The sequence below is a fragment of the uncultured Dokdonia sp. genome, assembly GCF_947492815.1.
GTDB lineage: Bacteria > Bacteroidota > Bacteroidia > Flavobacteriales > Flavobacteriaceae > Dokdonia.
On the sequence record NZ_CANLOB010000003.1, the window covers coordinates 268,450 to 286,325 of the forward strand.

Here is a 17,876-nt window from a genome sequence, read left to right on the forward strand (position 1 = left end):
GAAATGTGCTGTATACGCTTTCGCGAAAGCGTACCCAGAAACAATAGTATTCATAGTATAATACTACTCACTGAACCACTTTCGTACAGTTGCCTCCGTAGCCTTATTATTAGGTGTGAAAGCGGTGTTTTCTATACCTCGATATTCTAAATAACTAGGGAATTTCCACCATAAAATTCCAGCACACCAAGGCTCATTCTCAATACCTTCAAAAATCACCTCGTAACAACGACGCTGATGCGTATCATTAAAAGGAGTGTCTCCATCTGCATGTGGATTTTTCCAAGGCATTTCAATACTCCTAAATCCTATTTCAGTAAAGACGATGGGTTTTTTATATGCTTGGTATACTTTCTCAATCTTGGTTTTAATACCTTCAAAATTAGTTTTTAACTCCTCATCTGTGGGTGTATCATTCTTACTTAATGGATAGTAAGAGTTGAGGCCTATAAAATCTAGTTCATTCCAAAAATCAATTGTTTCAAATTCTTCTCCCCAATTGGCAGCATAGGTGAGATTACCTTGATATAACCCTCTTGTTTTTTTAAACATTTCTTTCCACTGTTTGCTATGTGACAGTGTTGCTTTTACAAACTCAACACCCATACACAAAGCATCTATTTGATGAATCTCAGCTAGAAATGCATAATGGCGTATCCATCTATAATAATAATCAAAAAAAGCATTCCAATCTGCTTCCGTTTCATAGGTAAGAGCACCAGGCCAGCTACTTCCAAAAAACACCTGCGGTTTTAATAGTGATTGCATTCCTCTTTTTTTAGCTTCATACGCACTATGTACAACACCTTGGTCATTTTCAGAACCTGCTCTACTTCCTATAGAAAGATAGGTAGGCGTACTTCCCATACGTATATAACTGTAAGGAACAATAGCCAGTGCATTACTGCCCATGTCTTGTTGTTTTGCAATCGCTTCTGTTGCTTTTTGAGATAAATAGCCATTGTAAATGCTATACCCTTCATGTGCAAAATTGAAACCTTTTAAATAGTTAATAGCTGGTTTTGCTCTTTTCTTTTTAGGATATTTTATTGCTTCTTTAGCAAGATATCGTTGCCATTTGACTTCTAAGGATTTTAATTCTTTTGTTGATGGTGTCCAGTCTTTGTATTGTTGTAAGAATGTTTCTTTTCCTAACTGATCTATTAAAAATGTAACCAATGAAGCAGACATACATTCTGTAAGTAACGGCGATTCTTTTTCGATCAATTCATTATCAAAAAGCTCTTTTAATGTGAGCACATTCTCAGATTCAAATAGTCTTGCTGTCCAATAGGGAAACCCTTCTCTTTGCCACTGATCTGTAAAGTATACAGAGAGTCCTTTGGAAAGTGTTTTCGATGAAGCTTCTCCAAGGGTGTGGTGTAAAATAAGCTCGTTTTCTTTTTCTATGTAATTGTCAAGATATTTGTCATTAATGATGGTGTGTACAGCATTGTTTTGGATATCTATATGTGCTTGCTGTGTGTTTCCTAATAGTAGACCTTTGTCTTCTGCGGTCTTATAAATATGATATGTAATCTTAGGAATTGTATCTTTATATCCTGTAAAATCAATGATGTTTTGATAGGTGTTTTCCAAACCCAAAATCAACGTATTTGTCGTTTCTTTAGATAGTTCCTTTTGATGTGTGGTGATGGTATAATTTGTTGATGCAGCAATGATATTATTTCCTTCAGAATAATCAAAATGGGTAGTGGTGTCCAATTGCCATTGCGTATTGAAGTTTCCCATAACGGCTCTATTGGTAGTTTCATATAACTCATAATCCATGTTTTGCCAGAAAAAAGAAGCACCAGCTTTTTGAATACTACCTTCAAAAAAATTGTAAAGTACCAAAGGATCATTACCTGTAAAAAAACTAAATGGAAGTGTATTGTTTTCTGGATTAGGATAAAAAGAAACCGATAAGATGTCAGAAGGATCTTGATAGACTTTAGTGTCAAAAACGATCCCTCGGTCTGAAATATCAATAGGAACAGCCGCTATAAATCTTTTTAATAAAGGATGTTCTTTTGGGGTTCCAATTAAAAAAAGAATATTGTTTTGTATATCTGAAGCTGTGACGTCTGAAACTTCTTTATATAAAAAAGTAGCATTTCGACGCCTCCCGTTCTGAGGTATTTGATTGATGGTGTCTAGTAATGCTTTATATTTTTCTTTGAGTGTGTTATTCTCGGTTCCGTAAACGATAAGAATCTCTCTTTTATCAAAAAAGCTACGTCTTAATTGGCGACGTGTAGGAAGAGAAATAAGACCATCTTGTGGTAGCACCCTATTTTCATTGATAAGAGCAATATCTTTTGAAGCTGTTGTAAAGGCTGAAACCCCAAAAATAACCAGTGTAATCACTAAGAGTATAATGCCTATAAACGTGCGCTTCATGAGTTGGTATTGTTAGAATTTTTTAAAAATACAGCAAAAAATAACACACCATCTCTAAATATTTATTAAAGTTAACAACGATACTAAAAGGGATACATCTAAAAATAGATGATTATTACTCTAATTTTCTAGTGAAATTTTGAGTTTTCACCTCAATCCTAAAGGAAGAACTAAAAATTTCGTCGATATTCCCTTTAGGGCTAGGGAAAAAATCGATGAAATTACTCAAAATGCACAAGGGGTTAATTCTATCTAATTGTATGCATATAATAAATAAGATGATTATTACTGTAATTTTAATAGTACCTTGCCTACATATATATGTATAATTAATCCTCTTGAATTGATCATTCGTAATTTTATATACATAAGTTTCTTTTTGTTGAGCTATACACTTAGTAGTCAGCAATTGCAAATAGACGGCGGAGTATTACTCAAAGCAGAGATCACACTGGGTAATCAAAATCAATGGCTTAAAATTGGAGCTTTTGGTTTTGGAGTTGCCAATTATGGAGATGTATCATTAGAAAGCGGACTCTCTTTTGCTTCGTATCAGTTTTTTAAAAAACATACGAAGAAGAGATCAGGTCTTGCCTATAGCTATGAGTTTTTTGCATTAGGAGGTATAGGAAAGAATACAAACCTGTTAGGGTCTTCAGTTTCAGAAATGAATACGGCTATTATTTTTGATCCAAGAAAAGAAGGAGGTTTTAATGGATTGGGCTTTGGTTTTGGAAAAGATTACTTACCCAAAGACTTAAAGAGTTACGGAATAAAAAGAGGACAGTTTATTATGCGATTTAGTAATGCAAATCATAGTGTGCATGCTGTTTTTTCAAATGATTTTAAATTTGGAAATATATTTAATGGAGAACGTACAGATTATGCTACAACAGGATCGCTTACGGTAGGGTTTGCTCATATTCAAAATGATCACAGTATATATCAAGCGGGATTAGGGTTAGAATTATTTACACCACAACCTGATTATTCAAGATCTCCTAGAAACAAAATCAATTCGGATGATGGTCGAAAAAATGTATGGTTTACATTACCTCCTTTTAAAGAGTTGTTTTATGCAAACCTCTATGCATTTGGAACGTATCAAGACGAACAGTATACACTACATTCCAAACTCGGTGTCAATAGCCAGTGGATAGGAGCCTATGTGCAAAATACATTGCACGATGGTTTTGGTTTAAACCCTCGATTTCCATGGAATGTGGAAGCAAAAGATAAACTGTTTTTTGAATTAGCAGGAAGTGCCATTTATACCTTAGGAGTACCCAATGATTAGAGCATTTACAATAGCTATCATGACACTTGTACTATTCTCTAGTTGTAGTACCTATAATACATTTTATGGGGAAACAGTAAGAGCTACAGCAGTTGATGCAAAGACTAGGCGTCTAGACTTGAGTTATCAAAATCTAAAAGAAGTACCTATTGATCTTGAAAAACTACATTCACTACGAATGTTAAATATAGCTGGAAACATAGATTTAGATATTTCGGCAGTTTTAAAAGCATTACCATCTCCAGAAACCTTAGAAGTATTAGTGTTAGATAGTTTAGATCTTCATAAAATTCCAAAAGAATTGAATGCCTTTAGAAACTTAAAACAAATATCTCTTGGATATAATCCATCACTTTCTTTGGAAGAAATAATACCTACTCTAGAAAAGATGCCTCTAGAGTTTTTGAACTTAAAAGGAAATCAACTCACACGGTTGCCAGAAGCAATTACACGTTTAGAAAGACTAAAAGACCTTAATCTATCATATAATGAATTGCGAGATACGCAGAGTTATACTTATTTAGGAACGATGCCTACTTTATACTCCTTATGGTTAGATCATAATAATTTAAAAACGCTTCCTGAAACTATAGGAGAACTCTCTCAAATACGCTATTTATATATAGACCATAATGAGTTAACTACATTACCTGATCTTTCAGGATTAAAAAACACCTGGGTACTTCATGCAGGACATAATCGTTTTACTTCCTTACCTGAACAATTAATGGAAATGCCAGGGCTGTTTTTGGTTCATATGAATAATAATGAAATCACTGAGATTTCTAGAGCATATGAAGAAAAAGAGTACTCGATGATGGCATTGATACTAGATCATAATTTTCTTTCTGAAGAAGAACGTATGTGGGCTGAGAAAACATTTAAAAAGTTCTTCTTGTTGTCTTTTAAGCAGACATTTTAAAAAGGAATATATAGACGTCTCGAATTATTTTTTTTGATAGGAATGCTGTACATTAGATGTCTGTAAAACTATCCATGCAACCAGACCAACTTATAGCGAAATTTCAACAAAAGGATGAAAGTGCTTTTGCAGAAATTTATGCACGCTATAGTGAGAATATTTTGGGAGTGATACATAGTGTATTACATGATCAAGAACTCTCTGAAGAAGTATTGCAAGATGTATTTGTAAAAGCTTGGAATAATGCAGGTTCTTACAATGCTCAAAAAGGTCGATTTTTTACCTGGTTACTCAATATTGCTCGTAATGCAGCTATTGACAAAACACGATCTAAAGCATTTAAGAATAGTAAGCAAAACCAGAACGCAGCTTTTTTCGTAGATATCCTTGAAGATAAAAATAATTTCTCTTCAAAGATAGATGCAATAGGAATTAAAAAGTACATAGAAGTACTAGAACCTATTTGTAAGAAGGTGATACAATTGCTTTTTTTTAAGGGGTATACACAAAAAGAAACAGCCGAAGAGTTAGACATTCCTTTAGGTACAGTCAAAACGCGTAACAGGATTTGTATCAATAAACTAAGAGAAGTATTAGGAGTAACGTGATAGATATTCAAGAATATATCGAATCAGGAGTTTTAGAACTCTATGTCTACGGAACACTTTCCGAAGCAGAAAGTGCTGAGGTATCTCGATTGGTCGCATTACACCCTGAACTCAAGGCAGAAATAGAACAGATTGAAACAGCGCTGTTACAACTCACAAGTGCTGCTGCGCCATCTACACCTTCTAGTTTTGAACGTATACAATCTAAAATCCAATCAACAAGTGGAAGTGATGTAATCCCGCTCCTGCCTGCCGGCGAGGCAGGTTCGCGAAAGCGTATACCAATCGCCGCCTATTTAGGATGGGCTGCCGCCGTATTATTATTAATCGTAATAGGGTATCAGTTTGCTGAAGATAAAAAACTAGAAAATAAAATTACCACCTTAGAACGCGAGCAAATTCTTCAACAAGGTAAAACCGATATGGCGGAAGAAGAGTTGGTAAAAGCAACAGAGTTACTAGATGTATTACGTACAAAAGATATCATTTCTGTACCATTAGGAGCACAAGAAATCTCACCAACATCATATGCATCTATTTACTGGAATAAAGAAACCCAAAAAGCCTATGTAGATGTACGTGGATTACCTAAGCCGCCAGAAGGCAAAGTATATCAATTATGGTCATTAACCTTAGATCCACTAACGCCTACAAGTATGGCAGTTTTAGATCAATATGATGAAAAAGGAACACAACTTTTTGAGGTTGATAATCCAAATACCTCTGAAGCTTTTGGAATTACCTTAGAACCCGCAGGAGGAAGTGCATCACCTACCTTAGAACAACTCTATGTACTCGGAGTTGTGGAACCTTGATATATTTAATACTATAAAATCATCTTTTCCTATGACGAAATGATCATTTCGTCAGTCTTTATAGGCTATTATCACGTATTTAGCATCATCAAAATATATGATTATGTCTAAAAAACGTCGCATCCTTAAATGGTCACTAATTACTTTTCTAAGCTTGTTATTAATACTTTTTTGTTTTGGATTATGGTTTAAAAGTTTACTACCTCCTAAAGAAATAGGTATAGAAAACTCATTAGCGAAAAACTTGCCGTATTTATCAGAAAATGTGCTGCCAAACCGAGGTAAAATACTCGCAATTGTCACAAGCACAGATACGATGGGAACTAGTGGAAAAGCAACAGGATATGAATTAACTGAATTGGCGAGGGCATATTATGTATTTGAGGCCAATGGTTTTGAAGTAGATATTGCAAGTCCGTTAGGAGGGAAGCCTCCTGTAATTATCGATGATGATGATATGGGAGCATATGATTATGCTTTTTTGAATGACTCCATAGCGCAATATAAAACTAGCCATACGATAGCTGTAGAGGATATTAATCCTAATGAGTATGAGGCTGTGTTTTTTGCAGGAGGAAAAGGGGCCATGTTTGATTTTCCTAATAATAAAACAATTCAAACGATTGTTAGAACGTACTATCAATCTAATAAAGTAGTAGGAGCGGTGTGTCATGGTCCAGCTGCACTCGTTAATGTGGTATTAGATAACAACCGTCCGTTACTAGAAAACAAAACCATAAGTGGGTTTACAAATGAAGAAGAGTTACTTCTCATTCCTGATGCAGAAACCATATTCCCGTTCTTATTACAAGATAAATTGACTGCACAAGGTGCGCAAGTAAGTGAAGGAATGATGTACTTAGAGAAAATTAGTCATGATGCTAATTTAATTACGGGACAAAACCCTTGGTCTACTTGGGGCTTGGCAGAAACCATGATCAAACAGTTAGGCTATACACCTAAGTATAGAGAAATCACAGCAGAAGAAAATGCAGTTCAGGTAGTATCTATATACCATGAACAAGGAACTCAAAAAGCAAAAGAAATGATCAAAAAAATGATCATCACCGAGCATAAAAAAGTGAATCGAGTTTTGATTGCAGCTCATAGTATTGTAGCAGTAATGAAAGGAGATGTAGGACAATTTTATGATATGATTCGTTTGGTATCTTACACTAAAAAACAAGCCTCCATCTAATAGAAATATAAGTACATTTGAAAAAAATAAACAATTGAGTTTTCTAGATATTCTTCTTATTATTATAAGTAGCGCAGGACTTTTACACGGTGTTTTGTTTGCTATTTACTTATGTGTTCTCAAAAAGAAGAAGCCTATCACAAATATTTTACTAAGCCTTATTTTATTCTGTATGGCATTTAGAATAGGAAAATCTGTAATACTAAATTTTGGACATGATTTAGAACCGTTATTCATATTTGCAGGCTTAGCTTTTTTATTACTTATAGGTCCGTTGTTGCGATGGTATGTGCAAGGAATGACACAATATGATTTTAAGTTGCCTACTTATTATTATGTAGAACTCATTCCTTTTGTGGTTGTGTTTTTAATGAGTTTTTTTCTTCCAAAAGGTTGGTTTGGGGAGCATAATAAGCAAGCAATTATTGTATTTGGGAGTATTCTTATATTTATATACCTACATTTTGCAACCTATATTTTTAGTGCGATTACGCTTTCGCGAAAAGCAAAAAAGAACCATAACGATAAACTTCATATAAAAGAAGTGAATGTCATTTTTAAATGGCTGCCTATGCTATTGACTGGTTTTATTGTTATTTGGTTTTCCTATGTGTTAAACATTATAGAAGACACAGTTCCGTATATCATTGGTCCTATTATGTATTCTATAGTGATTTACTTTTTGAGTTATAAAGCATATACATTAAAGGTTATTGATATTGACGGAACTATTTTTGAAGAAAATAATCATGAGTCATTATTTCAGACAGTAAAGCAATTAATGATAGAAGAAAAACTATATCTAACGCCAGATATCTCTCTATCTAAACTAGGGAAGTTACTAGGTGTAAGTGCACAAAAGACCTCTAAAATTATTAATCAACAAGCGGGTCAAAATTTCAATGATTTTATAAATTATTACAGAATTCAGGATGCAAAAATGATATTGCTAGATCCTTCCAAAACAAAATATACCATTTCCTCGGTAGCTTTTGATACAGGTTTTAGTAGTTTGTCTTCCTTTAATAGTGCTTTTAAAAAGTTTGAAGCCATGACTCCTTCCGCATACAGAGATAGAAGTAAAGTATAATGTGTTTTTATATAAAAAACGCCTTACTCAAGTAATCAGCAAGAGTAAGACGTTTAACTAAACACAATCAAAAACAAAATTTAGTAAGCTATCATTCTTTTTCTGGGTTATAAGTTTTCAATAGCACTCATGGTTACAGGGCCTAATTCATAACTAGCATCTAGTAATTCTTTTTTAATGATAGCTACAAGATTTTCTAGTTTATTGGCTTTGTATATTTCGGCAAGGTGATATTGTGCTACAGGTTCAAATGTTTTATGAGCAACATAGGTTTCGGCGATGTCTAATGCTTTTTTGAAGTCTCCTTTTTGTTGGTAGACATATGCTAATAAATCATATGCTTGTGGTGTAGGTCTATTATTAACTTCTTTTTGTGCAATCGCTAAGGCTGTATCATAGGCTTCTTTTTCACTTACGAGAACTTCTGCGGTATGCATATTATACATATCTCCATACTCAGGATTTTGAATGGCTTTTAAGTAAGCTGTAATATTTTCTTCTTTAGCAGAAGGGTCATTTTGAAAGTCGGCTATTTCGGCTTTTAATAAATAGTAGTCAGGACTTTGATGTTGTTTTTGGATGATATCTAAAATGCGTGTTGCTTCCGTTGGATTTTTTTCGTGTGAATACGTGATCCATGCGATTCCCTTTTTCGCGTAAGCGTTATTAGGATCAATAGCTAATGATTTTAAGTAATATATATAAGAATCTTCAATACGTCCAGCATGTCCGTAGTAATCGCCAAGGTTTGTATACGTCCATAATTTTAAAGTTTTATTATTACTGTATTCAGCTATCGTTTTAGCACGTTCCATATTGTGAATAGTAGCATCTAAGTCACCGATGTAGTCTTTCCATTTAGCGAGACGGATGAGATAATTAAAATCTGAAAAATCGGTCAGTGCTTTTAAATAGGATTCGGCTTTTTTATAAGCGCCTAATTCCATAGCGACATCAAACTGCATGAGTTGCGTTGCTCTTTTATTAGGGGAGAAGGTGTCCGCTTTCGCTAAAACTTGTAAAGCCTCTTTAAATTTATGTTGAGAGATGAGGTTTTTTGCAAGTGACCTTAGATATACGTCTTTGCCTATATTTGCTTTGTTTGCTGCTTTTTGTAATGCTATTTCTGCATTTTTAAGTGACTTGATAGTTCCTGTAGTTTCAAATAAGGTGGTATATATTTGAGCGCTTTTTCCTAAGGCTATAATTTGAATACTATCTTGTTTAATTCTGGTATTCCAAAAGTCTAAATGTTGGTTTGTTAGATTTTTACTTTCTGTACTTTTTGCGACTAGGTACTGGTTGTAATCTTCTGGGTTTGTAATTTGTTTTTCTTGACAAGCGTATAGAAAACAAATACATATGATGAGATATATTGATTTCATGAGATATTATTTTTGATGTTGTTTTGTGTTTGTTCAATTTTGTTTTAAAAGGAGTTTACAAACATTGTAAACTCCTTTTAAAGATAGACTTAGTTATGAGGCGCTTCTAGGTATGGAAATGCATTAGAAGGAGTCTCTCCTGCTGCACTCACACCATCAGTAACTAGAATAGGTAGATCTGGCGTACCATCTCCATCCAAATCCTGGCCATTAAAACGATCTCCATTTTCGCCTCCAAAAAATAGGATAAGCGAAATGTCAATTATGTCATCTGTAAGTGTACGACCTGTTAATACATTGGTTCCATCAAAATAAGATGTAGGATTATTAGGTGCTACTTGTAATACATCTGATGCTAGAATCGTAGTAAGTGTAGGCGCATCTAGTCCTAAAATATTTGTTTCATATTCTACACCAAATGCTGCGTGTAAATCTACAGCACGTTGTAAAAATGTAGGTTGGAATGCAGCTCCTTGTTCTGAAGGGATGGTTACATTAAATGCATTTTCGGTAGTATTATCTGGACTTAATACGGTATTAATTCCTGGACGTCCCATTTGATCTTCTTGTGCAAATGTTCCAGAAAAATCAATCATTACTTCTCCATCATCGTCATTCATCATCATGTCGTCTGTTGGGATTGTGGCATCGTCGTCATCACTACAGCTCATGAATCCAACCATGGCTAATAGTATAAATAGTGTTTTGAAATTATTGAGTTTCATAAATATATTTTTTAAATAAATTGATTATTGTTTTCTTTTTGCTTCTACCCAAGTATTAAATACTTCGACACCAGTTCCTGCGGGGTGTGGGAAAGTGCTTCCTAAAAGTGAGTTAGGTACTTCAACTACAATAGATAGTATATTGGTACCATCAAAGTCATCATTTCCAGGATTGTTAAAACCATTTGGAGCCATTCCACCTACAACAGCATTAAATTGATTGAAGTCAAAGAAAAAAGGATCTTCACGTAAACCTGCAAAATAAGAGATGTCGTTTGTGGTCTCTGTAGTAGCAGTAGCTCCTGTAGAAATAGCTACTTGACCAGTAAGTTGGGTGTCCTCATCAATAGTACTATTGAGTCCTGTGGTGTTAGGAGAATACGGACCAAAGAAATACATAATCCCATCTCTTGGAATTGCTTGAATAATTAAATCTTCTACAAGATCTCCATCATTATCGATGTTAATCTCTACAAGAACATTTTCATCAAATTGAGCTGAACTTCCAGGCGGTAGTAAGCCTTGTACATTTGCTACAAAAACAGTATTGTCTTGTGTAGCACCCTCAAAGGCATAAAAATCTGTGATGTCTGCAGTAGTGGTAGCAACATCTGGCGCGTCTACGTGGTCTGCGGCAACTAAAGCAAATGTAAGTGCTAATACCAAGCAACCACCTAATGCTAATAAACTTGTTTTTTTCATAATAGTAATTTTAAAATATGTTTTACGGCGAGACTTACGAAGATGTAGAAAGGGCGGTTTTCTTATAAATGTTAAATATTTCTTAATAAAAAAAGAATGCGATCATCCTTTACTTGTGTTTTAAGTTTCATATTTAAAAAGAAAAGACCTAATTTAGTTCGCTACCAAAAACATATTATTGTGGGAAAAAGTGAACCAAAATTAGATCTTCTCGTTCCAAAAATATTAGTGCTATTATATCTTGTTATAGGTATTTTTCCTAGACTAAAAGCTGTGGATCCTATTGGTTCTCAGTGGTTTTATTTTTCTGTCGTAAATGTGTTGGCTCTTTTTTACATATATGCAAATCGAGAAAAAGTTGCAATTTTTAAGAAGCAACGGCAAATTTTACTATTCTTTGGAAGTTATCTATTATTCTTTTTAGTCGCAGGAATTTCTATATATGGAGCTCTTAATGTATCTGAAGGTGTAAAAGATCTTGCTAGAATAGCAATTACACTCATTGCAAGTGTGAATCTATTTTTAATCATTAAAATCGCACCAAAAGCCTTATTTGAATACATCGTTAAAGTGTGTCATATCATTATTATATACATTGCTATTCAAGTAATATGGATCTTTTTAGATAATGATACTTATAGGAATACCACCTTACTACTAAAGACAGCTTTAAATACATATGGTACTCAGAATGCAACCGCCGCGACATTAGCTATTCAAATTCCCTTTTTGTTATGGGGGCTTGTAAAACATACAGGTAAATGGAAAATAGCGAGTATCATTAGTTTATTTATGGGAGTTTCTGCATTGTTTTTTATAGGAGCAAGAACTGCCGTTTTAAGTGCTATTTTTTATGTGATTATTTTTCTAGCATATTTTATAATAGATAGTGCACGTAAGAAAACAATAGCAGTTTCTTTTAAAACAATATTACTTCCTTTTGTTGTTATTTTATTGGTGTCATATCTTTTTGCAACTAATATTAATAGGATTGATGCTTCCAGAGCAAATACCTTTAATGAATTATTGTTTGCTCCTGTATTAAATCCAGATAAAGTAGCACAAGAGTATGCTAAGAATCAAAAAGGATTTGTTAGTTATGGTAGTGGTCGTCCTATACATTATGAAATGGCTTTTGATGACTTTAAGTCTCATCCTATTCTTGGGGTAGGGGTTGGTAACTGGAAACTAGCCAATAAGGATAAATATTTTGCAAAGGCAAAGAGGGATAAATTTATATATCCATTGCGAGTTCATAATGATTTTTTACAAGTGCTCGCAGAGATAGGTATCGTAGGTTTTATAAGTTACCTGTTTATGTTTTTTGTTCTCATATTTTGTATTCTGAAATTGTTTTTTACACATCAGAAACATGAAGATCGATGGATTTATGCGGTTATAGCCTTGGCATTACTAGCTTATGGCTTTGATGCTTTAATAAACTTTCCATTAGAACGTACACCTATTCAAGGACATTTTGTTGTGATAGCCTCTTTAATTCTTGTTTTCTTTTACAGTAAATACAAAAAAGAAGAAGCAAAGAAAGTGACTGTTAATATGCCCACAATGATTGTATTAGCTGTTTTAGCTTTAAGTGCAGCTGTAATTACTTACGTAAAGTATACAACATATGTGACTCAAAATTATGTGCTTGCTGATACAACGGGTAAAAACCTTATGAAGGATAAATATGTGATGTCTTATGATCAAGTTGTTAGAGATCTTTCTGGGTTTTTTAATTTAGCAGGTGTAGGAAGACCTAATGAACATGTTATGGGTATGTACGCTATGAGTGAGGGTAGGCTAGACAAAGCATTGTCTCATCTGGATAAATCAATAAAAATGGCTCCTAATCATTTTGAATCTACGATGTTAAAAGGTATTATTTATGGCCAACGTAAAATAAATAACGATAGTGCTATTTTTTATGCCAACATAGGCTTTGAAAAGTTTCCTGCAATAAAGAATAACTATATCATTTTATTAAACGCTTATAGAGCAAAAGGAGATACGATAAGTTACTTTAATACAATAGATACCTTTTTAAAACGAAATCCAGATGATATCAGCCAATGGCAACTTAAAAGTCAGCGTGTTATGGAGTTTTATAAAGATGTAAATGGTGCCATTGCTGTCATAGATGAAGCTTTAGAAAAAAATCCAGATAATGAAACACTAATTAAGTATAGAGAAAAATATACTGTAAAAAATAGTGCTACAGATATAAAAGATTGGTATGCCACAGCTTTTGAGTTTATAAAACAAAAGGAATATGCAAAAGCTAAGGTTGAGTTTTTAAAAATATTAGAAATAACGCCGTCCAATAATCCTACACTTCTGAATTTAGGGATTATAGAGATTAAGCTGAAGCAATATGAGGAAACTATAAAGCACCTTACAAAGGTCATAGATTCAAAAAAATATAAAGATGGTCGTGCTGAATACAATAGAGGACTTGCCTATGACAGATTGGGTGAAAAAACCAAAGCAGCCAAAGACTATAGAAAAAGTAAAGAATTAGGATATAAATTAGCGTTAAAGCTAAGTGATAGTAAATTTGAATAAATGCAAAAAATTTTAGGAATAGGATCTAGAATAGATCATCCTACACATGGTATTGGTGTAGTTACAAATGTAACCTCAGAATTGTATTGGGTTACTTTTATAAAAGATGGTTTAGAAACCATCACAGTAGACGATTCATTTGAGGTTATAGAGGCTGTAGAAGATGAAGTAGATACGATAAGTTTTTATGAGGTAGAAAAGAGCTTACGAGACATGCTTAAACGCTATAGTGATATATCAGAAGTGGTGCCTATTGCAGATAAGTGGAGAGGTGGCTCTATGACATTAAATCCTAAGGATGCAAGCCTTAGTTCTAAGGATATTCCGATAGATACATTTTTCCATAAAATAGTCATGGTACGAGATCGTATACGTGTGATGGAACAGAAAATTAATTCTAGTAAAACATTAGACGATCAAGATAAAATAGATTTACAACAGTATATCACGAGAATATATGGGAGCTTAACGACATTTAACGTGCTCTTTAAAAATAGTTCTCAAAATTTTAAAGGAGAAAGCTCTAAGAAATAGAAAGCGTTTTTTAACGTTGTTACAATATGTTTATAATCCAAGGATATGCCCAGAAGTATGAATGGCTAATGTATTGCATAGTAGGAGCGCTTGCTTTGTGGGTACTTTATGTGCTTTTTAGGATTTATGAAAATTGGTATGCAAATAAATACGATCGTTTACTTTATAGAGATATATTCATTTTTAAAAAGCTTTCGCGAAAGCAAAAACAGATACTTAGCAATGAGTTTCACTTTTATACACTATTAACAGCTAAAGAAAAAAGGCGTTTTGAACATCGAGTTGCTACTTTTATAAAAGATAAAAAATTTGTAGGAAGAGATGATCTTGAGATTACAGATAAGATGATTGTCCTTATTGCAGCTGTAGGATGTATGTTAACCTTTGGAAGAAAGCATTATACGTATAAGTTTATTGACCATATCTTGATTTACCCAAAAGCTTATTACAGTAGTGCTAATGAAGAATATCATAAAGGAGAATTTAATCCCAGAGAAAGAGCACTTGTGCTATCGTGGGAAGATTTTGAAGAAGGGTATCGTATCACAGATGATAATCTTAATTTAGGTGTACACGAATTTATGCATGCATTGCAACTTGGCGCAAAACAAAGTAGTGATATAGATGCTTTGCGATTTGAACGTCAATTTCAAAAGATATTAAAAAGACTTACAGATCAAGATCTTAAAAATAAACTAGATGAGGTGACGTATTTTAGAGCATACGCATTTACAAATCAGTTTGAGTTTATGGCAGTGCTTGCAGAATACTTTATTGAATCGCCAAAAGACTTTAAAATGCATTTTCCTCAGTTATATGCGTATCAGAAATGCTTACTTAATTTTAATTTTGCAGGGTATTAATTTTGTTTTTTTGGAAGTAAAACTTCAGAAAAGGGAGTTTACCTGACATCATTTTTTTAAATCAAACAAATTACTAGTTTACAAGCTTTCTCAAGTCTTTTACTGTTGCAACAGGATCATTAGATTTAAATATATAACTCCCAGCTACAAGTACATCTGCACCAGCATCTACTAACTGTTTTGCATTTTTATTCGTTACTCCTCCATCTATCTCTATAAGTGTTGATGTATTTTTACGAGTGATCATCTCTTTGAGTGTACTTACCTTCGAATACGTGTTTTCTATAAAACTTTGTCCTCCAAATCCTGGATTAACACTCATAAGGCATACCATGTCTAAATCTTGGATACTATCTTCTAGTAAGTGTACACTTGTATGCGGGTTAAGAGCTACTCCAGCCTTCATTCCTGCCGCCTTGATTGCTTGTATAGTACGATGTAAATGTGTGCAAGCTTCATAATGTACGGTAAGAATATTACTTCCTAAATCTGCAAATGTTTGTATATACCTATCTGGATCTACAATCATAAGATGTACATCTATTGTTTTTGTAGCATGTTTTACAATATCACGTAATACAGGCATCCCAAAAGAAATGTTAGGAACAAAAACACCATCCATGATATCTATATGAAACCAATCTGCATCACTATTGTTGATCATTTCTACATCACGTTGTAGATTTGAAAAATCTGCTGCAAGCACGGAAGGAGCTATTAATTTTTCAGACATAGATAGGCGTTTATGTTTTTTGTAAAACTACATCTTTTTTAAGAATTCTAACGGTCATTTAAAAATGAATTGACAGTTTTCGTAAGGACTTTAATCTCGGAAGAGTCTAGGTAGTTTAAGAGATTTAAGTATGACTTTAAATTTCTGACTTGATTTTTTTCTAGGATAGATACATAGCCAGCTTCAAATCCTGAAAAATATAATTTATTTATTTTTTTTTCTAAAATGACAATAGGACTTTTATGTCTATTGTCTACACATATTTTTTTATAATATAATGTTTTAACATCCTGTTCGTTTCCTTCTAAGTATTGTAAAAAATTGCCAGAATTATATAGTAGTATACCACTAATGTTATTCTCGATATTTTTCTCTACAAAATTTTTAAATAGTCGTTTTATATCTAAATCTTCAATAAAATTAGTGATAGTGCTTACATAGCAAATAGTATAAGGCATATTTGTTTAAATTGCGTATTTTCATAAATATATAAAAAAAATATTTGTAAGAAAATTCTATACAGCACTTAAAAAAGAATTAACCGTTTTTGAAAGTGCCTCTATTTCTGATGAATCTAGATAATTGAGTAAATTAAGATAAGAACGTAAACTTCTTGTTTGGTTTTCACTTATAATGGATGTAAAACCAGCTTTGTATCCTGTAAAATATTGGACTTCTATTTTCTTTTCAAATAAGGTTATGATATTTTTATGCCTTGTGTCTTTTTTGATTTTAGAATAATAGAGCTCTTTTATTTGTAATTCATCTCCTTCAAAATATTGTAAGAAATTACCCGAATTATGTAGTAATACTCCAGAAATACCTCTATCTATATTTTTAGTAGAGCAAAAATCAAATAATTTTTTTAATTCAGTATCTTCTAATTGTTTACTTAAAGTGCTGACATAACATATACTATATAGCATAAATTTGGTTTGGGGGATTGTCTAGTTTAATAAACAAGGTACAAAAAAAATCCCCGGTAATCAGCCGAGGATTCATTCATCAATCAAAAAACGAACAGTTATGATAAACTGTTGTTATCGTAATTAGGATATTATCCTAAATATGTTTTTAATATTTTACTACGAGATGTATGTTTTAATCTACGTATTGCTTTTTCTTTTATTTGACGTACACGCTCACGAGTAAGATCAAAAGTTTCTCCTATTTCTTCAAGTGTCATAGGGTGTTGATCTCCTAATCCAAAATATAAACGGATAACATCTGCCTCACGAGGTGTTAATGTTTCAAGTGCACGTTCAATCTCTGTACGTAATGATTCGTGTAATAACTCACGATCAGGATTTGGTGATTCTCCAGAACGTAATACATCATATAAGTTTGAATCTTCACCTTCTACAAGAGGAGCATCCATACTTACGTGACGTCCAGAGTTTTTCATAGACTCTTTTACGTCATTAATAGTCATATCAAGCTCTTTTGCAATCTCTTCAGCACTTGGTGGGCGCTCATGAGCTTGCTCAAGAAAAGCATATGTCTTATTAATTTTATTTATAGAACCAATTTTATTAAGTGGTAAACGTACAATACGAGATTGTTCTGCTAGTGCTTGTAAGATAGATTGACGAATCCACCATACAGCATATGATATAAATTTAAACCCACGAGTTTCATCAAAACGTTGGGCAGCTTTAATAAGACCAAGGTTTCCTTCATTAATTAAGTCAGGTAATGTTAATCCTTGATTTTGATATTGCTTTGCAACAGATACAACAAAACGTAAGTTTGCTTTTGTTAATTTCTCTAATGCACGTTGATCTCCAGCTTTAATACGTTGTGCTAACTCTACCTCTTCATCTGCGGTAATCAAGTCAACTTTTCCAATTTCTTGTAGGTATTTGTCCAGGGAAGCAGTCTCACGATTAGTAACCTGCTTGGTAATTTTGAGTTGTCTCATGTAAAAATCAACTTTAGTTTGAGTGTTGTACTTGTTATACGTATTAAAGTCGCATAATGTTACAAAAACTTTACATTAATTTTAAATTATATTGGAAATAATCCTTTTTAAGCTT

Annotated in this window: 17 protein-coding genes; 9 read left to right on the forward strand and 8 right to left on the reverse strand. The window is 33.2% G+C overall.

Annotated features, from left to right (window positions below; genetic code table 11):
• Positions 1-63 precede the first annotated feature (63 nt).
• A complete protein-coding gene (locus Q1A01_RS05645) occupies positions 64-2,403 on the reverse strand; it encodes a glycosyl hydrolase (protein WP_299677280.1) in 2,340 nt (779 codons plus the stop codon).
• A 382-nt stretch (positions 2,404-2,785) separates the two neighbouring features.
• Between Q1A01_RS05645 and Q1A01_RS05650 the strand changes: the two genes are divergently transcribed.
• From Q1A01_RS05650 to Q1A01_RS05675, 6 genes are all read left to right on the forward strand, one after another.
• Positions 2,786-3,700, forward strand: coding sequence for a hypothetical protein (locus Q1A01_RS05650; RefSeq protein WP_299677283.1), 915 nt, complete (start codon positions 2,786-2,788; stop codon positions 3,698-3,700).
• Between the two features lie 19 nt (positions 3,701-3,719).
• Positions 3,720-4,622: a hypothetical protein gene (locus tag Q1A01_RS05655; protein WP_299677286.1), complete on the forward strand. Its 903-nt coding sequence runs from the start codon at positions 3,720-3,722 to the stop codon at positions 4,620-4,622.
• Between the two features lie 74 nt (positions 4,623-4,696).
• Entirely contained in the window at positions 4,697-5,230 is a 534-nt protein-coding gene (locus tag Q1A01_RS05660) for a sigma-70 family RNA polymerase sigma factor (protein WP_299677289.1), read from the forward strand.
• The gene (locus Q1A01_RS05665; RefSeq protein ID WP_299677292.1) at positions 5,227-6,045 is read left to right on the forward strand and encodes an anti-sigma factor; all 819 of its coding nucleotides are present in this window, start codon (positions 5,227-5,229) and stop codon (positions 6,043-6,045) included. Before Q1A01_RS05660 ends, Q1A01_RS05665 begins: the two co-directional genes overlap by 4 nt.
• 103 nt (positions 6,046-6,148) lie before the next feature.
• Entirely contained in the window at positions 6,149-7,243 is a 1,095-nt protein-coding gene (locus Q1A01_RS05670) for a type 1 glutamine amidotransferase domain-containing protein (RefSeq protein ID WP_299677295.1), read from the forward strand.
• 34 nt (positions 7,244-7,277) lie between these two features.
• Entirely contained in the window at positions 7,278-8,333 is a 1,056-nt protein-coding gene (locus Q1A01_RS05675; protein ID WP_299677298.1) for a helix-turn-helix domain-containing protein, read from the forward strand.
• Between the two features lie 107 nt (positions 8,334-8,440).
• On the opposite strand, the gene Q1A01_RS05680 is transcribed toward Q1A01_RS05675, so the two are convergent.
• From Q1A01_RS05680 to Q1A01_RS05690, 3 genes are all read right to left on the reverse strand, one after another.
• Positions 8,441-9,718, reverse strand: coding sequence for a hypothetical protein (locus tag Q1A01_RS05680; RefSeq protein WP_299677301.1), 1,278 nt, complete (start codon positions 9,716-9,718; stop codon positions 8,441-8,443).
• Between the two features lie 89 nt (positions 9,719-9,807).
• Positions 9,808-10,443 carry a DUF4331 family protein gene (locus tag Q1A01_RS05685; RefSeq protein ID WP_299677304.1) on the reverse strand — a complete coding sequence of 212 codons (636 nt, stop codon included), beginning with the start codon at positions 10,441-10,443 and terminating at the stop codon, positions 9,808-9,810.
• A gap of 24 nt (positions 10,444-10,467) precedes the next feature.
• Positions 10,468-11,145 (reverse strand): DUF4331 family protein, encoded by a 678-nt coding sequence (locus tag Q1A01_RS05690; RefSeq protein ID WP_299677307.1) that lies wholly within the window; start codon positions 11,143-11,145, stop codon positions 10,468-10,470.
• Between the two features lie 180 nt (positions 11,146-11,325).
• On the opposite strand from Q1A01_RS05690, the gene Q1A01_RS05695 reads away from it, so the two are divergent.
• The 3 genes from Q1A01_RS05695 to Q1A01_RS05705 are packed head-to-tail and all read left to right on the forward strand — an operon-like array spanning position 11,326 to position 15,107.
• The gene (locus Q1A01_RS05695; RefSeq protein WP_299677310.1) at positions 11,326-13,710 is read left to right on the forward strand and encodes an O-antigen ligase family protein; all 2,385 of its coding nucleotides are present in this window, start codon (positions 11,326-11,328) and stop codon (positions 13,708-13,710) included.
• On the forward strand, positions 13,711-14,244 hold the full coding sequence (locus Q1A01_RS05700; RefSeq protein WP_299677313.1) for a hypothetical protein: 534 nt from the start codon (positions 13,711-13,713) through the stop codon (positions 14,242-14,244).
• A 26-nt stretch (positions 14,245-14,270) separates the two neighbouring features.
• Positions 14,271-15,107, forward strand: a complete 837-nt coding sequence (locus Q1A01_RS05705; protein WP_299677316.1) for a zinc-dependent peptidase — start codon at positions 14,271-14,273, stop codon at positions 15,105-15,107.
• Positions 15,108-15,180: 73 nt separating this feature from the next.
• Here the strand turns inward: Q1A01_RS05705 and rpe are convergent, their stop codons facing one another.
• From rpe to Q1A01_RS05725, 4 genes are all read right to left on the reverse strand, one after another.
• Entirely contained in the window at positions 15,181-15,840 is a 660-nt protein-coding gene (gene rpe / locus Q1A01_RS05710; protein ID WP_299677319.1) for a ribulose-phosphate 3-epimerase, read from the reverse strand.
• Positions 15,841-15,887: 47 nt separating this feature from the next.
• Entirely contained in the window at positions 15,888-16,298 is a 411-nt protein-coding gene (locus Q1A01_RS05715; protein ID WP_299677321.1) for a BLUF domain-containing protein, read from the reverse strand.
• A gap of 57 nt (positions 16,299-16,355) precedes the next feature.
• Positions 16,356-16,766, reverse strand: coding sequence for a BLUF domain-containing protein (locus tag Q1A01_RS05720; protein WP_299677324.1), 411 nt, complete (start codon positions 16,764-16,766; stop codon positions 16,356-16,358).
• Between the two features lie 131 nt (positions 16,767-16,897).
• Positions 16,898-17,761 carry a sigma-70 family RNA polymerase sigma factor gene (locus Q1A01_RS05725; RefSeq protein WP_089373128.1) on the reverse strand — a complete coding sequence of 288 codons (864 nt, stop codon included), beginning with the start codon at positions 17,759-17,761 and terminating at the stop codon, positions 16,898-16,900.
• Positions 17,762-17,876 lie beyond the last annotated feature (115 nt).